Source organism: Prevotella rectalis, from assembly GCF_900607215.1.
Lineage (GTDB): Bacteria > Bacteroidota > Bacteroidia > Bacteroidales > Bacteroidaceae > Prevotella > Prevotella brunnea.
On sequence record NZ_LR027822.1, the window covers coordinates 948,416 to 967,367 of the forward strand.

Annotated in this window: 13 protein-coding genes; 8 read left to right on the top strand and 5 right to left on the bottom strand. The window is 45.1% G+C overall.

Annotated elements, in window-relative coordinates:
- Nucleotides 1-46 precede the first annotated feature (46 nt).
- Nucleotides 47-988: an IS30 family transposase gene (locus E0E16_RS12345; protein WP_130828374.1), complete on the top strand. Its 942-nt coding sequence runs from the start codon at nt 47-49 to the stop codon at nt 986-988.
- Between the two features lie 209 nt (nt 989-1,197).
- Here E0E16_RS12345 and E0E16_RS12350 read toward each other — a convergent pair whose 3' ends face one another.
- From E0E16_RS12350 to dgt, 3 genes are read right to left on the bottom strand one after another with little or no spacing between them, the layout of a single operon-like run.
- A complete protein-coding gene (locus E0E16_RS12350; protein ID WP_130830491.1) occupies nt 1,198-4,575 on the bottom strand; it encodes an AAA domain-containing protein in 3,378 nt (1,125 codons plus the stop codon).
- 6 nt (nt 4,576-4,581) lie between these two features.
- Nucleotides 4,582-5,577 (bottom strand): YqiA/YcfP family alpha/beta fold hydrolase, encoded by a 996-nt coding sequence (locus tag E0E16_RS12355; RefSeq protein WP_130830492.1) that lies wholly within the window; start codon nt 5,575-5,577, stop codon nt 4,582-4,584.
- Nucleotides 5,578-5,580: 3 nt separating this feature from the next.
- On the bottom strand, nt 5,581-6,918 hold the full coding sequence (gene dgt, locus E0E16_RS12360) for a dGTP triphosphohydrolase (RefSeq protein WP_130830662.1): 1,338 nt from the start codon (nt 6,916-6,918) through the stop codon (nt 5,581-5,583).
- 124 nt (nt 6,919-7,042) lie between these two features.
- On the opposite strand from dgt, the gene dut reads away from it, so the two are divergent.
- The 6 genes from dut to E0E16_RS12390 all read left to right on the top strand — a co-directional run bounded on the left by dut (nt 7,043) and on the right by E0E16_RS12390 (nt 13,237).
- Nucleotides 7,043-7,480 carry a dUTP diphosphatase gene (gene dut / locus E0E16_RS12365; RefSeq protein ID WP_130830493.1) on the top strand — a complete coding sequence of 146 codons (438 nt, stop codon included), beginning with the start codon at nt 7,043-7,045 and terminating at the stop codon, nt 7,478-7,480.
- Nucleotides 7,481-7,636: 156 nt separating this feature from the next.
- On the top strand, nt 7,637-9,325 hold the full coding sequence (locus E0E16_RS12370; RefSeq protein WP_130830494.1) for a tetratricopeptide repeat protein: 1,689 nt from the start codon (nt 7,637-7,639) through the stop codon (nt 9,323-9,325).
- Nucleotides 9,322-10,221, top strand: a complete 900-nt coding sequence (lolB1, locus tag E0E16_RS12375; RefSeq protein ID WP_130830495.1) for a lipoprotein insertase outer membrane protein LolB1 — start codon at nt 9,322-9,324, stop codon at nt 10,219-10,221. The genes E0E16_RS12370 and lolB1 overlap by 4 nt, the downstream gene beginning before the upstream one ends.
- Nucleotide 10,222: 1 nt before the next feature.
- The gene (locus tag E0E16_RS12380) at nt 10,223-12,001 is read left to right on the top strand and encodes a peptidoglycan DD-metalloendopeptidase family protein (protein ID WP_130830496.1); all 1,779 of its coding nucleotides are present in this window, start codon (nt 10,223-10,225) and stop codon (nt 11,999-12,001) included.
- A gap of 86 nt (nt 12,002-12,087) precedes the next feature.
- Nucleotides 12,088-12,408: a metal-sulfur cluster assembly factor gene (locus tag E0E16_RS12385; RefSeq protein WP_130830497.1), complete on the top strand. Its 321-nt coding sequence runs from the start codon at nt 12,088-12,090 to the stop codon at nt 12,406-12,408.
- A gap of 64 nt (nt 12,409-12,472) precedes the next feature.
- On the top strand, nt 12,473-13,237 hold the full coding sequence (locus E0E16_RS12390) for a UDP-2,3-diacylglucosamine diphosphatase (protein ID WP_130830498.1): 765 nt from the start codon (nt 12,473-12,475) through the stop codon (nt 13,235-13,237).
- Between the two features lie 1,417 nt (nt 13,238-14,654).
- Here the strand turns inward: E0E16_RS12390 and E0E16_RS12395 are convergent.
- Entirely contained in the window at nt 14,655-15,860 is a 1,206-nt protein-coding gene (locus E0E16_RS12395) for an acetate/propionate family kinase (RefSeq protein WP_028901739.1), read from the bottom strand.
- Nucleotides 15,861-15,982: 122 nt separating this feature from the next.
- Nucleotides 15,983-17,029, bottom strand: a complete 1,047-nt coding sequence (pta, locus tag E0E16_RS12400) for a phosphate acetyltransferase (RefSeq protein ID WP_130830499.1) — start codon at nt 17,027-17,029, stop codon at nt 15,983-15,985.
- A gap of 170 nt (nt 17,030-17,199) precedes the next feature.
- Here pta and E0E16_RS12405 point away from each other — a divergent pair, with 170 nt between their 5' ends.
- On the top strand, nt 17,200-18,945 hold the full coding sequence (locus tag E0E16_RS12405; protein WP_130830500.1) for a GNAT family N-acetyltransferase: 1,746 nt from the start codon (nt 17,200-17,202) through the stop codon (nt 18,943-18,945).
- Nucleotides 18,946-18,952: the final 7 nt, after the last annotated feature.

Here is an 18,952-nt window from a genome sequence, read left to right on the forward strand (position 1 = left end):
AAAAAAGGGAGACCTCTGTCTCCCCAAGATTAATTAACTTTGTATTGTGAAATATCATCAATTAACCTCGGAGCAAAGGTCGCAAATTTTCGCCTTACTCCAAAAGAAAACAGGGAGAAAAGAGATTGCCACAATCGTCGGCATCAGTCAGTCAACACTATCACGTGAAATCAAACGCAACAGCACGCCATCAGAAAAGTATATCTGGACAAAGGCGCACGATATGGCTATGCAGCGCAGAAAGAGAACGGTAAAGAACGCCAGGCTCTCTAACGAATTAGTCTGGAGAATTAAGGAATATATCACCAATGACCAGTGGTCTCCACGACAAATATCAGGTTATCTGCGCAAGAATGAGGGAATAAAGGTGTCCCACCAATCCATTTATAATATCATTCATAATGATACAACAGGGGAACTTGCCAAACACACAAGGCATAAGATGAAATACAGGCATCGTCCCAAGGGCAGGCATTTTCCAATTAAAGACAGGTTGAGTATCCATGAAAGAAGTAAGGAAGTTGACGGGAAGAGATTTGGAGATTTTGAGATGGACTTGATCGTAGACCCTGACCAGCATGCCATACTCACACTGGTAGAGAAATCCACCAATATGCTGCTTATGCAGAAACTGCCATTTGGGAAGCAGGCAAAGCCTCTGGCAAAGGTAGTTAGAAAACTGCTGCTACCATACAAGGACATTCTGAAGACCATTACAACAGACAACGGACCTGAATTTGCGGCACATAAGGATATTACCAAGTTCTTGGGCGTGCCCGTATACTTCGCTGATCCATATTGTTCTTGGCAAAAGGGAGCTATTGAGAATACAAATAAACTAATCAGACAATATATACCGAAAAAGGATTCGTTTGAACATTACACAGACAAGAGAATTATGTCGATACAAAAGAAATTGAACGAAAGACCGAGAGAAAAATTAAACTTTTCTACTCCAAAGTGTGAATTCTTCAAATACGTTTTATAATTTTGCACTTGCTGGTTGACTCTGCGTAAATCAATAATTACGTCAAATTGATGAATTTTCGGTCAATTTATTTGCAATCTACAGAATTATCCTTTATCTTTGCAACGTGTTTTTCATAGTATTAGATTTAAGGTTAACAAAGGTTGGACTACAGCGGTAGTCCTTTTTTTATGCCTCTATGTTCTCCTTGAAGTAGAGAAAGCGAGAATTTATTTTGTTTTGTATCCACCTTTCGTCTTTATATAATCCAAGAGTTTTGAGAAAGTCGCATTTTGTCGAAGCGTAACCTCGTTTCCGGTGAGTATGAGTTGTTTGCGTGCTCGCGTAATGACCACATTGAGTTTGCGGTCGATAATCTGTCCATCCTCCTCAAAGGTACCGGCAGTAAGGAACTCTAACTGATAACGACTTTGAATGGTGAAAGAATAGATAATGACATCGCGCTGACTGCCCTGATAGCGTTCCACAGTATCGATGCTTATATCGGCAAGTGCCGGCAAGTTGAGTTTTTCCAATTCTTTCCTAATCAGGGCTATCTGATTGCGATAAGGTACAATGACTCCTATTGATTTCCGAGGATTGAACGCCTGCCCCATTTGCCGGTACAAGCGACGGATGGTATCGGCAACTATTCTTGCTTCCTCCATGTTTGCTTTCTCTGAAAGATTGGGTTGCCTACAAGAGTCTGAGGGAATGAAAATCACGCGATGCGCCTTCAGGAAGTCATCCGCCGCATCTTCACTCTCCACGTCGTAAGGCAGTCTGAGTTCGCGTTGATGTGCCAATGGCACACATTCCAACTGTTCACGCATGTAAAAATATCTATTGGGGAACTCGGCGATATCCGGGTGCATGCGTCCTTGCTTACGCAAAGTGCCGACAAAATCGGAACGACCTGCCGAGCGTTCCATCCGGATTAATCGTTCAAAAAGAGAGTGGGCACAATCGTCCAGTTCAATGGCTTTCAACAGCGGATCGGCGACGGCGGATTCTTCAGCATCTTGTTGCACAACGGCAGGCAGCTGTTTATAGTCTCCGATGAGGATAAACTTGGTGATAGCCTCACCGTCGATCTTATCCAAGGAAGAGGGATTCTTGGCAGAAAGGATGCCCATGAGGTTAGGTTCAAGCACTTGACCGGCTTCATCGATAATTGCCAAGTCGAAATGTTTCACGTTAAAGATTCCGGATCGAGCCGCCAGCGAGGAGATAGTACTCACGATGACATGAGCGTTGGCAAGCGTCTGCCTTATGCCTTCCAGCGTTGGCACTTGCGCCATCACGTTCGACAGCAGACGAGATTTGAAGACCGGGCTGCAGCTGTTCTCATTGCCAATTCTGACATAATCTATTCCGGTATCTGATAACATTCCGCAAATCTCGTCCACGGCACGGTTGGTGTAGGACAGAAGCAAGACAGAGGCATTTTCATTTTCCGCCAACTGTTCCCGCACGAGGAATTGCAGAGCCATGGACGTCTTGCCCGTTCCCGGTGGTCCCACAAGTAGGAAACAGTCTTGTGCCTGTTTGGCTTTCAGGATAATTTCATCGTAATCGGGATGATAGTCGCGAGTCAGTCGCAGACTTTTATCTGAAAGTGGCGGTCGCTGTCCCAACAGCAATTGCTTGCGTTTCTCGTTGGCAGTGATGAAAGTATGCAGACCTTGAATCGCCGTTGCGCTACCAATGTCGCTGCCGCCGTGTTCAACGGCAAAGAAGTCGCCGGCAATAAGGTCGGGATTCTGCTGCCCATCGTTCAGATGCACTGTGATTTCTTTATCGGACACGGCTTCCATCGAACCCTTGAAAAGTATGCTTTTCCGAACATCGGGCAGATTTCCCTTCTTATAAGAATAGAGATAAATCATGTCGCCCCGACGGAAATTAGGCAAGAATTCATCGTTTAATTCCGGAACATTGAGCGTAATAGTGTCATAACCACTGAAGGCGGTACTTCGGGCTTTTCGCTTGATGGTCAATCCGACATAGATGTTTCCCGTTTCTATTTTTTGAGCCAATGGCATATTCCAAAGATCCGCGTTACAACTGCCAGTTCCTTCCCGGAAACCTACTTTTGAAATGATCTGTTCTTTTACGACAAAACGCATCATGCGACAAAAATAAGATTTTTCCAACGGAGACAGACCGTGCAGTGGTTTCAGAATGGCTGTAATATCGGGCAAAACATATCGATTATAAAAACCCTCGTTGCATTTTTCCGTTTTCAATGTTTGTGGAATGAGTTTGGGAATGAGTTTGGAGAAATCGTTGTTCGCCATCCAATATTCCGTTGCCACCACCTGATTGCGGAATTTTATTGCCTCCATCATCAGTTTCTTCAGTGGCTCGACCTCCAACAATCCATCCGGAAGCGGATATTTGGAATACAACAATCGGATGTCGGTACTTTTCCCACTGCGGAGGAAGTTGTATTGTAATATGCCGAAATAAAGCAAAACTTGTACGTAATGTTTCTCAATGTGAAGTGACCCATGCTTGTTCGGACGGTGAGAAGCAAGATAAAAGTTCTTGCCTGACTTCTGTTCCACAAGCAATTGCAAATCGGTTGTCATGAGATCGACACGTCCTTGTAGCCCCAAATGCTCGCAAACGAACGAAGGCTCTAATATAGCCTTATCGCGTTTGTAAGTAGCAAATATTTCGTCCACGATTTCTCTTATGTGTTTTACCTGAAGTTTTGCGTTCAGGAGAAACTCTGACACGTTGAAGTCGCCACATAAGGCATGGTCTAATGCTTTATCACGAAAGTTCGACCGAATGATATCCTCTGTTTTACATTCCGGATGGTTAATGACATTATCGAGTGCCGCGCCCGCGAAATTACCCAATAGTGTGTGCCGATTGAGCGTTCTTGGCTTCATTCGGTTCACGGTGAAAAGCAATGGATGATGCCCATAATCCTCAAAGCAGTTGGCAACAGCCGAAATATCCAAGAGGTAGTCCGGCTCCACCACAATGATTTTGGGTTGCACATGGTTTCTAACGACTCCGCAGTCAAGCAGGTTGAGTTGCATTCCCACTCTCAATACAAATCGCAGATAGGTGAAGTCGATATAATCGGGAGAACTCGCGTAATCAACCACGAGACAGTCATTGCCAAATGCTTGATTGAGGACACCAACCTTAATGGTGGCATCATCCCAAGCAAGCACAGTGCAACGAATACATTTATAGTTGGAAAGTTGAATATTTTCAACGTGCCTTCCCATCGTCGGAATCTTGCCCGTAAGGAAAGCCGGTATTGCCTCGCCAAACACGGCGGAGACAAAGATAGCCAAAGCCCTGCAATCGTAAGCGAAATCATCCGGCAATATTGGTGCAATGGAATTACTGTGTCGGCGCATGGCATGGATGGCTACAACGTCCCGGGGAGCGACTTTGTGTTTGCGACAAAGAGAATCGACTTGTGATGAGAGGTTTCCGAATCCATGTCGCGTACTTTTCAACCCTTCCCGACAAACCCGCACAAGAATATCGTGCATCAACTTATTCCGGACATCCTGCTGCTTAGCAGGCAAGGATAAGACATCAAATATTCTGCGAAAGAGTTCTTCTGAAACAGTCATGATTGCTTATTGTCCACCCAGTCGTTGAAAAAAGACAATCACCTCCTCCCACGTCTTGAATTCATCGCTGCCGAAGCGTAGGAGTGTTCCCATAAAATTATCCGATTTCGGAATGGAAATGAGATAGTCGGCATAAAGCAATTGAGGATGATTGGTGAAAATGACGTGATTCCATGCCGGCGCGCTAAATACTTCCTCTATCCATGCCTGAGCCTCGGTCAATTGTTCAGGTTCATTGGTTGGCGCGGGAACAACAAAATAAACATTATAATAATCGAGCAGAAATTCGTAAGCCTTGTGCAGACTCGACTTTGGTTTTCCGTAGTCATCACACAACGTAGTCCAATCAATGAGAACCGTTCTACGTTCTCGTTGCGTCTGCTTGTCGTCAATCCAACGAACGATGGGCATCAGGTAATGGAATACAGCTTTTTCTATCAACCGATGTTCGCCATGAAAGCGGATGGCTCCGGGATAATGCCGCTGAAACAACTCGAAGGTATGAACCACCGAATCCTTGTCTCCGAAAAGTCCATAGACTCGTTGTTGCTCTTCGGGAGTAACATTGGCAAAACATTGCTCGGTGATTTCCTTATATTCTCTTTGCAGAGCCTTGGTAACGATAATCTCCTGCACACCATCTTTTCGTGGGTTTTGGAACACCTGTTTGCCCAACATGTTGCTCTCGCTGATGGTAGAACCCATTTGAAAGGCAGGGTTTACGCAAATCCTATCCGTCCCATAAAGCATTTCGGTGTACATCCCCCCCATGGAAGTGCCTATGATGAGGTCGGGCTGCTCCTCTTTTTGGAGTCTGCGGAGCAGTTTCATCGCCTCTTCGGGATGAATGGGGAGGTCGGGAGCAAGAATGGTGGCTTCCGGCATGTAATCGCGTAAGATCTGGGCAGTATGAGTAGATCCCGCAGACATGAAGCCGTGGACATACATTATCTTTTTTCCCGTCATCAAATCCGGGAATGTTTTTTGATATTGATTTTCCATAACTTAAATAATCGGTAAGCTGATTCCATTGATTTTCTGATAGATATCCAAAGCATAAACATCCGTCATTCCACTGACATAATCGATTACTGCCATGATGCGGTCTTCCAAATTCGGATTACGAATGTCGTACTGGCTTGAGAACCTACGGATGAGCTGCTGACTGTGGAATCTTTCCGGAGCGACAGCCGCACCGGTGAGAGCTTCCATGAGTGTTTCCATGATTTTATAGCCCGACAGTTCCACATCAAGAACAGTTTTGCTGGTATAGATCTTTTCAACCGACACCTTGGAGCAGTGGCGATAATTCTTCCCGGGAAGCTCAGGAATATGGTCTATCAACGAACCTTTAAAAGTGCCGTTGAGAATGGCTTCTTCGTTTTCCACAAACACATCTACGCACATTTTTTCAAGCAGTCCGACGACACAAGCCCTGAAATAAACCACTTGCTCATTCTTATCGGTAACGCCCTCCTTCACTACTCTGGAGCGAATGGCGTGTTGTGTGGCTTCATCGAAAAAGCCAAGGAGGAGCTCCGCCGTCTCATCGAAAGACAGCAACTTGAGCTTATGAGAATCTTCTATATCCATAATCTCATAGCATATGTCGTCGGCAGCCTCCACCAAATATACTAATGGATGACGAATATACGCCATGCTTTCGCCGGAGGTGTCTTTACGCATAATTCCCAACTCATCGGCAATCTTGCGAAAAGTGGCTTCTTCTGACTCAAAAAATCCGAACTTACCATGCTCTCCGGCAAACGTTGAGGAAAAAGGATATTTCACTATACTCGCAAGCGTGGAATAGGTCATCACGAAGCCTCCTTCACGCCTCCCCAAAAACCTATGGGTAAGCAGGCGAAACGCATTGGCATTACCCTCAAAATGAATGATATCATTCCAAAAACGGGGTCGCACAAGATGTTTTATTTCAGCTCCGGCACCTTCGCGAAAGAACGCTTGTATGGCTTTCTCACCACTATGCCCAAAAGGAGGATTACCCATATCGTGAGCATAACAGGCAGTTTGAACAATGGTTCCAATCTCCTCAAAGAGTGTTCCCCGGAGTTCGGGATGTTTGCGAACGAGCTGTCGAGCCACATCGTCGCCCAAGGACTTCCCCAAGGAGGCAACCTCCAAAGAATGGGTAAGCCGGTTATGCACAAAGACGCTCCCGGGAAGTGGGAAAACCTGTGTCTTGTTCTGAAGTCTTCTAAACGGCGCGGAATAGATAAGTCTGTCGCTATCGCGCTTAAATTCCGACCGATCATCGTGTCGAAGCGCGTGTCGATCTTCTTGTCCGAACCGCTTGTTGGAAATAAGTTTTTGCCAATACATCATAATCATAAAAAGATTCGCACACGCAAAAGTAATTAAAATTGGCTAAAATGGGGCTTTTTAGCCTTGAAAATTCATCTATGTGGACGGAATTCGTTATTTTTGCACATAATAAAAAGGAATTATGATTAAGATTAAAGTTGTAAACAAAGGCAAACAACCCCTTCCAACCTATGCAACATCACAGAGTGCGGGTATGGATCTTCGTGCCGACATAACGTGTCCCATTACCCTCAAGCCCATGGAACGCCGATTAATCCCGACAGGCCTGCATATAGCCCTACCCGCCGGTTATGAGGCTCAGGTGCGACCTCGCAGCGGCTTGGCATTAAAACATGGCATCACGGTGCTTAACACGCCGGGAACGGTGGATGCCGACTACCGAGGAGAGATTATGGTATTGCTCATCAACTTCTCTGAGAAAGATTTTGTAATCAACGCCGGCGAACGCATCGCGCAAATGATCATCGCTCGCCACGAACAAGCAGAGTTTGAAGTTGTGGAAATACTCGATGAGACAGAACGTGGCGCAGGAGGATATGGTCATACCGGAGTGAAGTGAACGAAACAAGTTGGAATGTGAACAATACCCGGAGGTCATTCGCCACACGCAAGAGGGATTTTTTTTATACCCGGGAAAGCTTCTACAACGATTTTAACAACGGAGGACAACTGATTGAATACTGATTATAAAAGACATGGCAGGAGAATTGTATTGATGGCAATGCTATGGGGATGGGCATTGATGGCAAATGCCATTCCTGACAATGACACCTTGCCACGCTACAACTATTTCTTCCTTGAGGCGATAATACAACAGGAGTTGGGGAATATGACTGCCGCTTTCGACCTTTTTACCCATGCCAAGGATATCAATCCCAACGCACCGGAAGCGTATTACGAATTGGCCGGTTATTATATGAAAATGAAGGACGTCAAACAAGCACGTACTCACTTCGAGAAAGCAGCGGAACTGGCACCTAATAACACCACTTATCTTGAGAAATTGGGGCTGTTCTACCTTACTCAGAAAGATTACGAAAGCGCACTCGATGCCTACGAACGATTATATGCCACAAACAAGACGCGTGAGGATGTGCTTCAGATACTATATCATCTCTACGGAACAAAAAATGACTTCAAGAAAATGTTGGAAGTACTGGACCGATTGGAGCTATTGATGGGAAGCAACGAACACCTCTCGCTCTCAAAAATGCAGATTTACGAACAGATGGGAGATAAAAAGAAAGAGCAGGCAGTATTGATGGCACTCGTTCAAAACCATCCGCTGGAGTTGAATTATAGGGTTATGCTGGGAAATTGGCTCTTTCAGAATAATAAAAAGAAACAGGCGTTTCAGGAATACAAGGCAGTTTTGAAAGAGGAACCCGACAATTCGTTTGCACAGCTCTCGCTATTAGACTATTACCGGGATGTAAAAGACCAAAAAACCGTTGACGAAATCACTCAAAACATTCTTCTATCCCCCAAAACCGAAAAAGAAACCAAAATGGCTCTGTTGCGACAAGTCATCATGGAGAGTCAGAAAGAGGAAAACAAAGACAGCTTGAAAGTGCTGAAATTGTTTGATAAGGTATTGGCTTTGCCACAAGAAGATGCCGACATCGTCTTGATGAAAGCCGCCTATTTTACCCTGCAAAATGCTCCGAAAGCCACCATTAATGAGGTTTATGAACGTGCGGTGGAGATAGAGCCCGACAATACCGGGGCGCGCTTGGCATTGTTACAAAACACTTGGGAAACACAAGATTACGACAAAGTCATCGAAATCTGTCGTCCCGCGCAAGAATATAACCCGGAGGAGATGGCATTCTACTATTATCAGGGCTTCGCACAATACATGAAACATGACAATGACGAAGCCTTGAAAACATTTCGCAAAGGGGTAAGTCAGATAAAGCCCGACAGCAATCCCGACCTTGTTGCCGATTTCTATGCCGTTATGGGCGACATTCTGCACGAAAAAGGAATGGATAAAGAGGCATACGAGGCATACGACAGTTGCCTGCAATGGAAGCCCGACTATGCACCTGCACTCAACAACTATGCCTATTATCTGAGCGAAAACAACAAAGACCTGAAAAAGGCGGAGCAAATGAGCTATAAAACAGTAAAAGCCGAACCGGAAAATGCCACATTCTTAGACACCTACGCATGGATTCTTTTCAAACAAGAAAGATACGAAGAGGCAAGAATCTATATTGACCAGGTCATGAAGTACGATACATCGCTCAGTGGAACCGTACTCGAACATGCCGGCGACATCTACTTCAACGTTGGCGACCAAAGTAAGGCATTGGATTATTGGCAGCAAGCAGCAAAGGCGGGCAATGACAGCAAGCTATTGAAGAAAAAGATAGAACAAAAGAAATACATAAAGAAATGAACATACGAAACATAAGCATCGCCATCTTCGCGTTATCTATTTTTGCGGGATGCGGAACAAAGAAATCGGTAACGGAGCAATCGTCCACCACGAAACAACCGATAACTACAACACAAAGTTCGGAAAAGAAGCAAAGGTTGCAATTTGTGCAAAAGGTCGCCGACCGCGCATTATATCAAAGAAATTTGGTCGCCGACTTGTCATTCACCCTCAACAACGGCTCCAAGAACATTTCCGTTCCGGGAATCCTACGAATGAGGAAGGATGAGGTGGTGCGTATTCAACTGTTGGTACCCATCATACGCAGTGAGGTGGGGAGGATTGAATTTACCAAGAACTATGTCCTCTTTATCGATCGCATGCACAAACAATACGTAAAAGCCGGCTACAACGAGGTGGCTTTCTTGAAAGACAACGGCATCAATTTCTACACTCTGCAGGCTTTGTTTTGGAACCAACTCTTCATCCCGGGCAAACAACGAGTAGGAGAAAACCAACTGGAGACTTTCAATGTGAACCTTACCACAGTTCAATCACCCAACCAAGCTTACGTCCCCATTACGCTCAAGGACGGAAGAATGGATTATAAATGGATGGCTGAATCGTTCTCCGGACTTATCGGCAAAGCGGAAGTGAAATACACAAGCACGGAGCATGGTATCTCTACATTGAATTGGCAGTATGACAACTTCCAAAACTTCGGGTCAAAGAAGTTCCCCACCGAACAAGAAGTTATCATTCGCACACAAGCAACCAAACAAAGAAAAACGCTCAAAGCCAAATTCAGTCTTTCCGGACTCAACGATAACGCCAATTGGGAGAGTATAACCCAACCATCGAACAAATATCGAAAAGTGGGAATTGAAGAAATCCTTGAGAAATTAACAGCACTTTAGAATGAAACGCATTACATTAATCATCCTATTATTGACCACGTGCCTGCTGTCGCCTTACGCACAGAAACCTGCCAAACGACAGAAGAACAAATCCGTGCAGCAAAAGATAGAAAAGAAGACAACTAAAAAATCGACAAAAAGAAGCGGAAAGACTGCAAAAGCACAACCCAAATATGTTACAACAAAGGAAATAAAAAGTCTGCAACAAAAAAATGCAGAGATTCTGAAAGAAATATCGAAGAACGAAAAAGAGCTAAAGGTCAAAGAGAAGGATGTCGCAGAACGCTTGCAGAAAATCATGACGCTCGACACAGAGATAGGACAACATCAGAAAACAATCGACACGATTGCCACCGACATAAAAGATCTTGACGGAAACATCGGCATACTGAAAGGACAGCTCAACTCTCTCGAAACACAACTGAACGAAAGACGCATGCGTTTCATCAGCTCCATGCGCCACATGGCGCGTCATCGCGGAATACAAGACAAGCTGATGTTCGTCTTCTCCGCCAAGAGTCTCACACAGATGTACCGCCGACTACGCTTCATTCGCGAATATGCAGCCTATCAGCGAGCACAAGGTGAATTACTGAAAGCAAAGCAAGCACAAGTGGATCAGAAACAGCAACAACTCCAAACGGTTCGCTCCACCAAGAGCAATCTCCTGTATAAAGGTCGCCAAGAACATCAGAAGATGGAAAGCAAGAAACAGGAACAGCAAAACGTGGTTAATTCCTTGCAGAACGAACAAAAAGTGCTACAGAGCGTCATCGCCGAACGACAGAAAAAACAGCAAGCCATCTCAGCTCAAGTAGATAGACTGGTGGCAATAGAAATGGAGAAAGTCCGCCAAAGAGCGATTGCCGAGGCTAAAGCCAAAGCTGCGGCTCGAGCAGCCGCCGCCAAACGACGAGCAGCAGAGATGGCGCGCAGGAAAGCAGAGGCAGAGCGTGCCGCACGAGAGAATGCTCGCAGAATAGCGGAAGCGAAAGCACGAGAAGCTGCAGCAAAAGCGGAAGCAAGGGCAAAGGCTGAGGCAGCTGAGCGCGCACGCAAAGAAGCTGCAGCAAAAGCAGAAGAGGCTCGCCGGGCAACGGAAAGAGCTCGCCAACAGGCAGAAGCGGAAGCCTCTGCCAAGAAAGCACGAGAATTAAAGAGAGCACAAGAACGAGAAGCTGCAGCCAAACGCGAAGAAGAACGAATTGCGGCACAAGCGGCAGCAACTCAAGCACGTGCCACACAACAAGCTCGCGAGGCGGAAGCCTTGCGCGTTGCGGCAGAGCGAAAAGCCAAAGCCGACAGAGAGAGAGCTGCTCGCGAACAGGCGGCGGCAGCGAAAGCAAACCGAGAAAGCAATACACTCATGTCATCTGCCGACCGGGCAATGACCGGAAGTTTTGAAAACAACAAGGGACGATTACCCATGCCCATGTCCGGCAGAATTATCACCCACTATGGCAACTACAACGTGAACGGACTCTCACACGTAAAGCTAAATAGCAGTGGCATCAACATCAAATCAGCAGCGGGCAGCCCCGTCAGAAGTGTCTTCAAAGGTGAAGTTAGTGCCATCTTCACAGGAGGAGGCATCACCGCTGTCATGGTGCGACATGGTGTTTACATTTCATCTTACTTCAACATGGGCAGTGTCAGCGTGAGAAAGGGACAAACCGTCGGAACAGGTCAGACATTGGGTACGGTAAATTCCGGTGGCGTTCTCCACTTTGAACTGCGAAGGGAAACCGCCAAGCTGAACCCCGAACAATGGCTGCGCTAATCAGAACGAAACTTCCTCATCGGAAAGGCTTGACATTAATAACGGAGGAACATTAATCGTTAACAATAAAACAAAAGTTCATCATCATGACACAAGAAGAAAAGACAAAGATAATCGAAAATATCGTAGAGGCATTGAAGACGGTTTACGACCCGGAAATCCCCGTAAACATTTACGACCTCGGAATGATTTACAAGATTGACCTTCAAGACGATGGAAAATTGGACATGGATATGACTTTCACTTCTCCCTCTTGTCCGGCTGCCGACTTCATCTTCGAAGATGTTCGCACCAAGGTAGAAGGAGTTTCAGGAGTAACTTCCACCAATATTAACCTCGTCTTCGAACCTATTTGGGATCAAAGTATGATGAGCGAGGAAGCAAGAGTGGAACTCGGTTTCGATTAATCTTTGCACCTTTTGCGAAAACAGCTACACTTAAATTCTTTAACCCTCATTCGTCATTCAAGTTATGAAAAATGTATATTTCCTATCAGACGCGCATCTTGGTTCGCTCGCGATAGACCATAAACGAACACAAGAGAGAAGGCTGGTGAACTTTCTTGACAGCATTAAGCACAAGGCCACAGCCATTTATCTGTTAGGCGACATGTTTGATTTCTGGAACGAGTACAGATATGTCGTACCCAAAGGTTTCACACGCTTTCTCGGAAAGTTGTCAGAGCTTACCGACATGGGAATAGAGGTGCATTATTTCATAGGAAATCACGACATCTGGACCTATGGGTATTTGGAAGAAGAGTGTGGCGTCATACTTCATCGCCGACCCATCACCACGGAAATCTACGACAAAGTGTTTTTCCTTGCTCATGGCGACGGATTGGGCGACCCCGACCCCAAATATCGTTTCTTGCGCAGCATTTTCCACAATCGTTTTTGTCAACGGCTGCTCAACTTCTTCCACCCATGGTGGGGCATGCAGTTAGGACTCAATTGGGCAAAAAAAAGCAGACTGAAGCGAGCCGATGGAAAAGAGGTGCCCTATCTGGGTGAAGAGAAAGAATATTTGGTGAGGTTCACCAAGGATTACATGAAGACACATGCCGATGTGGATTACTATATCTATGGTCATCGCCATATCGAACTCGATCTGACGCTTTCGCGCAAGGCACGTCTTTTCATTCTGGGCGACTGGATATGGCAGTTCACTTATGTGGTGTTCGACGGCGAGCACATCTTCCTTGAGGAATATGTAGAGGGCGAGAGCAAGCCATAGTCAGGATAGTCATGTTTTTTTTACGCACATTCGTATAACATCAATCAGAAGGTGGGCTTGCGAAAGTCTCAGCGAGACTGCTTTTGTCTAAGTACGGTTCTTTATAAGTTTGTTGCTTACATAAATATAGTAGGCGATGATGAATGCTATGAAAAAATAAATAACCCAAGGAATTAAACTTATATATTGTGCGGAGCAGGCTGCAATATAAAGAATAACCAGTAAAACAATCGGAGTGATGACTTGAATGTAAGAGCTAAGAAGGTTAAAATTCTCATCACAATGTGCGAATTTTTTTATTCGAAGCATTTTAAATGGATTTTTCTTATAGTAATTTAGAACCACATAAAGAACAATAGAAATGATAGGTAGGAAAATAATAGCGTACCTGTCGCCATACTTTGTGACATTTCCTAAAAAATCCCAATGCAATATTATTTCATTAGAATCGCTGATAATTCTGTAAAGGGATAAGAAAAATGAAGCAAATATAATTGCTATTGAAAAAAATCTTGTTTTCATCTTACATATTGTTTTAACGGTTATAAATTATTATATGGTAAAGGTAAATCTTATTACAAATAATAACAAATTCTGGGGAGTATATTTATGATTGTTTAATATATAATCTTTGTAAATTCTTATAATTTAACTTGTATTATATAAAAGAAAATGTATTTGTTAAGGAATCGTACTCGCTCCTACTTACCTTAAATCCCAAATCAATCATTAAGAATTCACGGTGTTGTATGGCAGTGAGAAATTCTTTATCTTTTCCCGGTAGTGTCCTAATCACCATGAAATTATATTACAAAAAACAGGCTCGGAAAATGCTTCGCAATCTATTGATAATCAGAACAATATTAATTGCAATTTAAAAGATGAGCTTTTGCACTCCAATACATGACCTTTTACATTGCAAAAGCTAAGCTTTTACAGAGCGAAAGCTAAGCTTTTGATAGATGAATGAAGAAAAATTAGGACATTATTGAACTTTTCCCATATCTCCGGGAAGGGTTTTCGCGTTTTCAATATCCCCAAAAAATAAAGCATTTGCTTATCTTTTGTCTTGCTCGGAGTTGATTAGTGCATGACGAAACAGCGTTATGAAATTATATGCCATGACTACAAAGTTCGCACAAGTATCAGTTGTTCAGAAGTTGTCCAAGTCAAAGCCACCAATGGAAAAGTCATGCTTGGGTTAAGGACGTGGTAAAGTTTGTAAATTGCAGAATAACAGACACATATAATTGAATGTTCCTAATAGTGGTCATTAAAAAAAAGAATTAAAGTGGTTGCTGATGACCGATTTAGGCTTATTAACCGTTTTGAGCTTAAGATATAAAAAGGTTGGCAAGCGGATTACCATCGTAATCGTACTTGCCAACCTTTTTGATGTATGCAATAACCTTTTGGCTTATTTCTTGGCAGCCATTACAAGCTCCTGAGTGTCGCGAGCAATGACGATTTCCTCGTCGGTCGGGACAAGAAGCACCTTCACCTTGGAGTCGTCGGCTGAAATCACCTTTTCCACACCACGGCAGTTGTTCTTCTCAACATCCATCTTGATGCCCAAGAAGTCAAGACCTTCCACGGCATCGGTGCGCAGAGTGATTTGATTCTCGCCCACACCTGCCGTCCAAACAATCACATCCACGCCACCCATGGCAGCCGCATAAGCACCAATGTATTTCTTGATGCGATAGTTGTACATCTTCAGAGCCAAGATGGCACGTTCGTTGCCTGCGGCTTCGGCAGCCTCAATCTCACGCATGTCAGAACTGATGCCGGTGATACCGAGCACACCACTCTCCTTATTCAGGTAGTCTGCCATTTCCTGCGGTGTCTTTCCGAGCTTCTCCATCATGTAAGTTACGGCTGAAGCATCAATGTCGCCGGAGCGAGAACCCATCATCAGACCTGCCAAAGGAGTCAGACCCATGGAGGTGTCAATAACTTTGCCGTCTTTGATGGCAGCCATGGAAGCACCATTGCCGATGTGGCAAGTGATGATTTTCTGACTTTTGTAATCCACACCGAGAATTTCGCAAGCGCGTTGAGAAACATAGCGATGGCTGGTTCCGTGGAAACCGTAGCGACGCACGTGATATTTCTCGTACATTTCATAAGGTACGGCGTACAAATACGCATAGTTCGGCATGGTGCTGTGGAAAGCATTGTCGAAGACCGTTACCTGTGGGGTGTTCGGCATTAAAGCATCAACGGCACGCAAGCCACGCAAGTGTCCGGCGTTATGAACCGGTGCGAGGTCGATAAGGCTTTCTATGCCCTTTTCCACCTCTTTTGTCACGATGCAACTCTTCTCGAAGAGGTCGCCACCCTGCACAATGCGATGGCCCACTGCATCGATTTCGTCCAAGCTCTTTATGGCTCCTATCTCCGAATCCAGCAATACCTTAAAGACTAAAGCCACTCCTTCCTTATGGGTTGGGAGGTCGGCCATGATTTGTTTTTTCTCGCCGTTGTTGAGTTTCACCTTGATGAAAGCCTCATCGAGCCCGATGCGCTCAACGCCACCCTGAGCCAACACTGACTCATCTGCCATATCGTACAACTTGTACTTAATGGAACTGCTACCGCAGTTTAACACTAATATCTTCATTTATTTTCGTTTTATTTTAAGTCATGGGGAAATTATCTTTCGCCAATCAGAGCAACACTTTCAATCGCCCAATCGCAAAAGATTTCCACTTCGTCATTATTTCTAATCGTGAAGATCACGGCTTAAGCCTTCTTGGCATTCTGTGCCTGACAAGCAGTGATGGCTACCATGTAATAGATATCATCGACAGAGCAACCACGCGAGAGGTCGTTCACCGGACGGGCAATACCCTGAAGAATAGGACCAATGGCAGTGGCGCCACCCAAACGCTGAACCAGCTTATAGCCAATGTTACCCACCTCAAGATTGGGGACAACCAAGACGTTGGCTTTTCCTGCCACATTCGAGCCTTTTGCTTTCTTGGCTGCCGTAGTGGGATCGAGAGCGGCATCAGCCTGCAATTCGCCGTCCACATTCAATGTGGGGAATTGTTCCTTCGCTATTTGCGTGGCTTCGATTACCTTATCGATAATGTAAACGCTCTTGCCCGTTTCTTTATCTTTGGCATCCTTGGCAGATCCTTTGGTGGAGAAGCTCAACATAGCCACGTTGGGAACCTCAATGCCGGCAACGCTCTTCGCAGTTTCGGCAGTGGTAAACGCTATCTGTGCGAGCTGCTCTGCGGTTGGGTTGGGTGTTACGGCAACATCGCCCATGACAACGATACCGTTATCGCCATATTGCTTCTCGTTGGTTATCAGCAACATGGCACCGCTCACGCAAGTAATGCCCGGAGCACACTTGATAATCTGCAATGCGGGACGCAGCGTATCGCCTGTCGTGGAGAGAGCACCGGAGATTTGTCCGTCTGCCCCTTCTGTCTTGATAATCATACATCCCAAATAGAGATTGTTCTTCGTTACCAAATCGCGAGCCTGCTCAATGGTCATGCCTTTCTTCTTGCGAAGTTCCGCCAACTTCTCGGCATACTCCTCGGTCTTGGGGTTGTTCATCGGGTCGATGATGGTAGCCTTGTCGATGTTTTTCAATCCCCATCCGGCAGCAAGTTTCTTGATGTTTTCAGGGTTTCCAATGAGAATAAGTTCCGCGATGTCGTCGGCTAATACTTTGTCAGCGGCTTTCAGGGTTCTCTCTTCCTCAGCTTCGGGAAGCACGATGCGTTGTTTGTTCGCCTTCGCGCGCGCAATAATCTGCTCTAATAAGTCCATAGTTTTATCTTAAAGTTTTATCATAAATGTCCATTTTGCGATGCAAAGATAGCAAATTAGCCCTATAACGCCAAACTTACCCTTACTTTTTTACACCTTATTAATAGTAGAGAGTTGGTTGTTTCAAAAAAAAGAGGTAATTTTGTATGAATTACAATAGAAAGCACCAAATGATTAAATTTCAAGATGTTAAAACTACCGATCGCGAACTGATACAGAGCTACACAATAAGAGGTGAGCGACAGAATTGCGACTTGAGCTTTGTAAACATCATATCGTGGAGATTTCTCTACAACACGGAAGTGGCAGAGGTTGATGATTTCCTGATTTTCAGATTCTATTCCGGCAGACACCTTGCTTATATGGCTCCGCTTTGGAAGGGGGAATGGAACGAGACAAAGCAGGAAGCATTCACGGAGATAGTGAATAGGATGCGCCAAAACTCCATCGCTTCCGGGCATCCGTTTCTCATGTTGGGCGTTTGTGGGAATATGGTCGATATCATTGAGAAAGCGTTCCCCGACACGTTTATCATCAAGCCCGACCGCGATCACGCGGATTACATCTATACCAGAGAGAAACTTGCCAACCTCGCAGGGAAGAAACTGCAATCAAAACGCAACCATTGCAATAAGTTCCGAAAACTATACCCAAACTATGAATATAGTCCGCTCACAAAGGAGATGATACCGGAGTGCTTGGAGCTGCAGAAAGAATGGCGCATCATTTCTAAACATGAGGAAAACGGAGAGAACGATTACACCGATGAACTGCGTTCCATGACGCGAGTGTTCGAGTTATGGGATGAATTGGACGTGCTCGGGGGTGCTATCAGAGTGGACGGAAAACTCATCGCATTCACTTTCGGAGGACCAATCAATCATAACACTTTTGATGTCTGCGTGGAAAAAGCGAATGCCAACTATGAAGGGGCTTTTTCCATCATCAATCAAGAGTTCGTACGACATCTTCCGGAGCAATACACCTTTATCAATCGGGAAGAAGACTTGGGCATTGAGGGACTTCGCCGGGCAAAACTCTCATATAAACCCGACGTACTATTGGAGAAATGCACGGTCATGGAGAAACGACCTTTGGCACAATTTGGTGAACAAGATGAGATAACGAAAGCTACCGCTAACCTTTGGCGCGACACTTTTCATGACCGAGAGGAGTTCATCCGCCTTTATTTCTCTCGGGTGTTCCGACCGGAATACAACGTGGTGAGCCAACTTGACAACAAAATCGTGGCAGCACTGCAAACCCTTCCTTATCAACTTAAATTCCATAATACACAGGTATCCATCAGCTACATCAGTGGAGTGAGCGTGGATAAAAATTACAGAAAGCAAGGCATCGGAGGCAATCTGATGAGTCAGGCGCATTTCCGGATTTACCAGCAAGATTTCATGTTTGCCACCCTCATCCCTGCAGAAGACTGGCTATACGATTGGTACGAACGATGCGGATACACTCATAACATCGTTTGCACGCCACCACCAACATCCATAGATGAAATGTCGTTTGAGGAGTTCGACCAATGGCAAAGAAAGAAAACATGCGTGATATTGCACGACAAGGAGGGATTCGACATCATCCAAGAAGACCGCCGGCTTGCCACACCGGATGAACTGACAGCCCAACACGACCGCAAAAACATTCTCGGCATGATAAGGGTGATCAACGCCGAGAAGGCATTCGCGCTCTACGCAAAAAGGCATCCGGAAGAGGAACGCAATTATCGGGTGTACAACGATTCCGACATTCCCATGAACAACATGTACTTCAAGGTGAAGAAAGGACGAGTAACACACACCAACCGACCTCTTCCCTGCCCCACGGCACTGACAATAAACGAATTGGCAGATTTAATTTTAGGCGATGAAGGTTTGGAAATGAACCTTATGTTGAACTAAAAAGAAG

Excerpts from the sequence above, each read along its gene's own strand:
- E0E16_RS12350 (WP_130830491.1), bottom strand. The coding sequence starts at position 4,575 with ATGACTGTTTCAGAAGAACTCTTTCGCAGAATATTTGATGTCTTATCC.
- E0E16_RS12355 (WP_130830492.1), bottom strand. The coding sequence starts at position 5,577 with ATGGAAAATCAATATCAAAAAACATTCCCGGATTTGATGACGGGAAAA.
- dgt (WP_130830662.1), bottom strand. The coding sequence starts at position 6,918 with ATGTATTGGCAAAAACTTATTTCCAACAAGCGGTTCGGACAAGAAGAT.
- dut (WP_130830493.1), top strand. The coding sequence starts at position 7,043 with ATGATTAAGATTAAAGTTGTAAACAAAGGCAAACAACCCCTTCCAACC.
- E0E16_RS12370 (WP_130830494.1), top strand. The coding sequence starts at position 7,637 with ATGGCAATGCTATGGGGATGGGCATTGATGGCAAATGCCATTCCTGAC.
- lolB1 (WP_130830495.1), top strand. The coding sequence starts at position 9,322 with ATGAACATACGAAACATAAGCATCGCCATCTTCGCGTTATCTATTTTT.
- E0E16_RS12380 (WP_130830496.1), top strand. The coding sequence starts at position 10,223 with ATGAAACGCATTACATTAATCATCCTATTATTGACCACGTGCCTGCTG.
- E0E16_RS12385 (WP_130830497.1), top strand. The coding sequence starts at position 12,088 with ATGACACAAGAAGAAAAGACAAAGATAATCGAAAATATCGTAGAGGCA.
- E0E16_RS12390 (WP_130830498.1), top strand. The coding sequence starts at position 12,473 with ATGAAAAATGTATATTTCCTATCAGACGCGCATCTTGGTTCGCTCGCG.
- E0E16_RS12395 (WP_028901739.1), bottom strand. The coding sequence starts at position 15,860 with ATGAAGATATTAGTGTTAAACTGCGGTAGCAGTTCCATTAAGTACAAG.
- pta (WP_130830499.1), bottom strand. The coding sequence starts at position 17,029 with ATGGACTTATTAGAGCAGATTATTGCGCGCGCGAAGGCGAACAAACAA.
- E0E16_RS12405 (WP_130830500.1), top strand. The coding sequence starts at position 17,200 with ATGATTAAATTTCAAGATGTTAAAACTACCGATCGCGAACTGATACAG.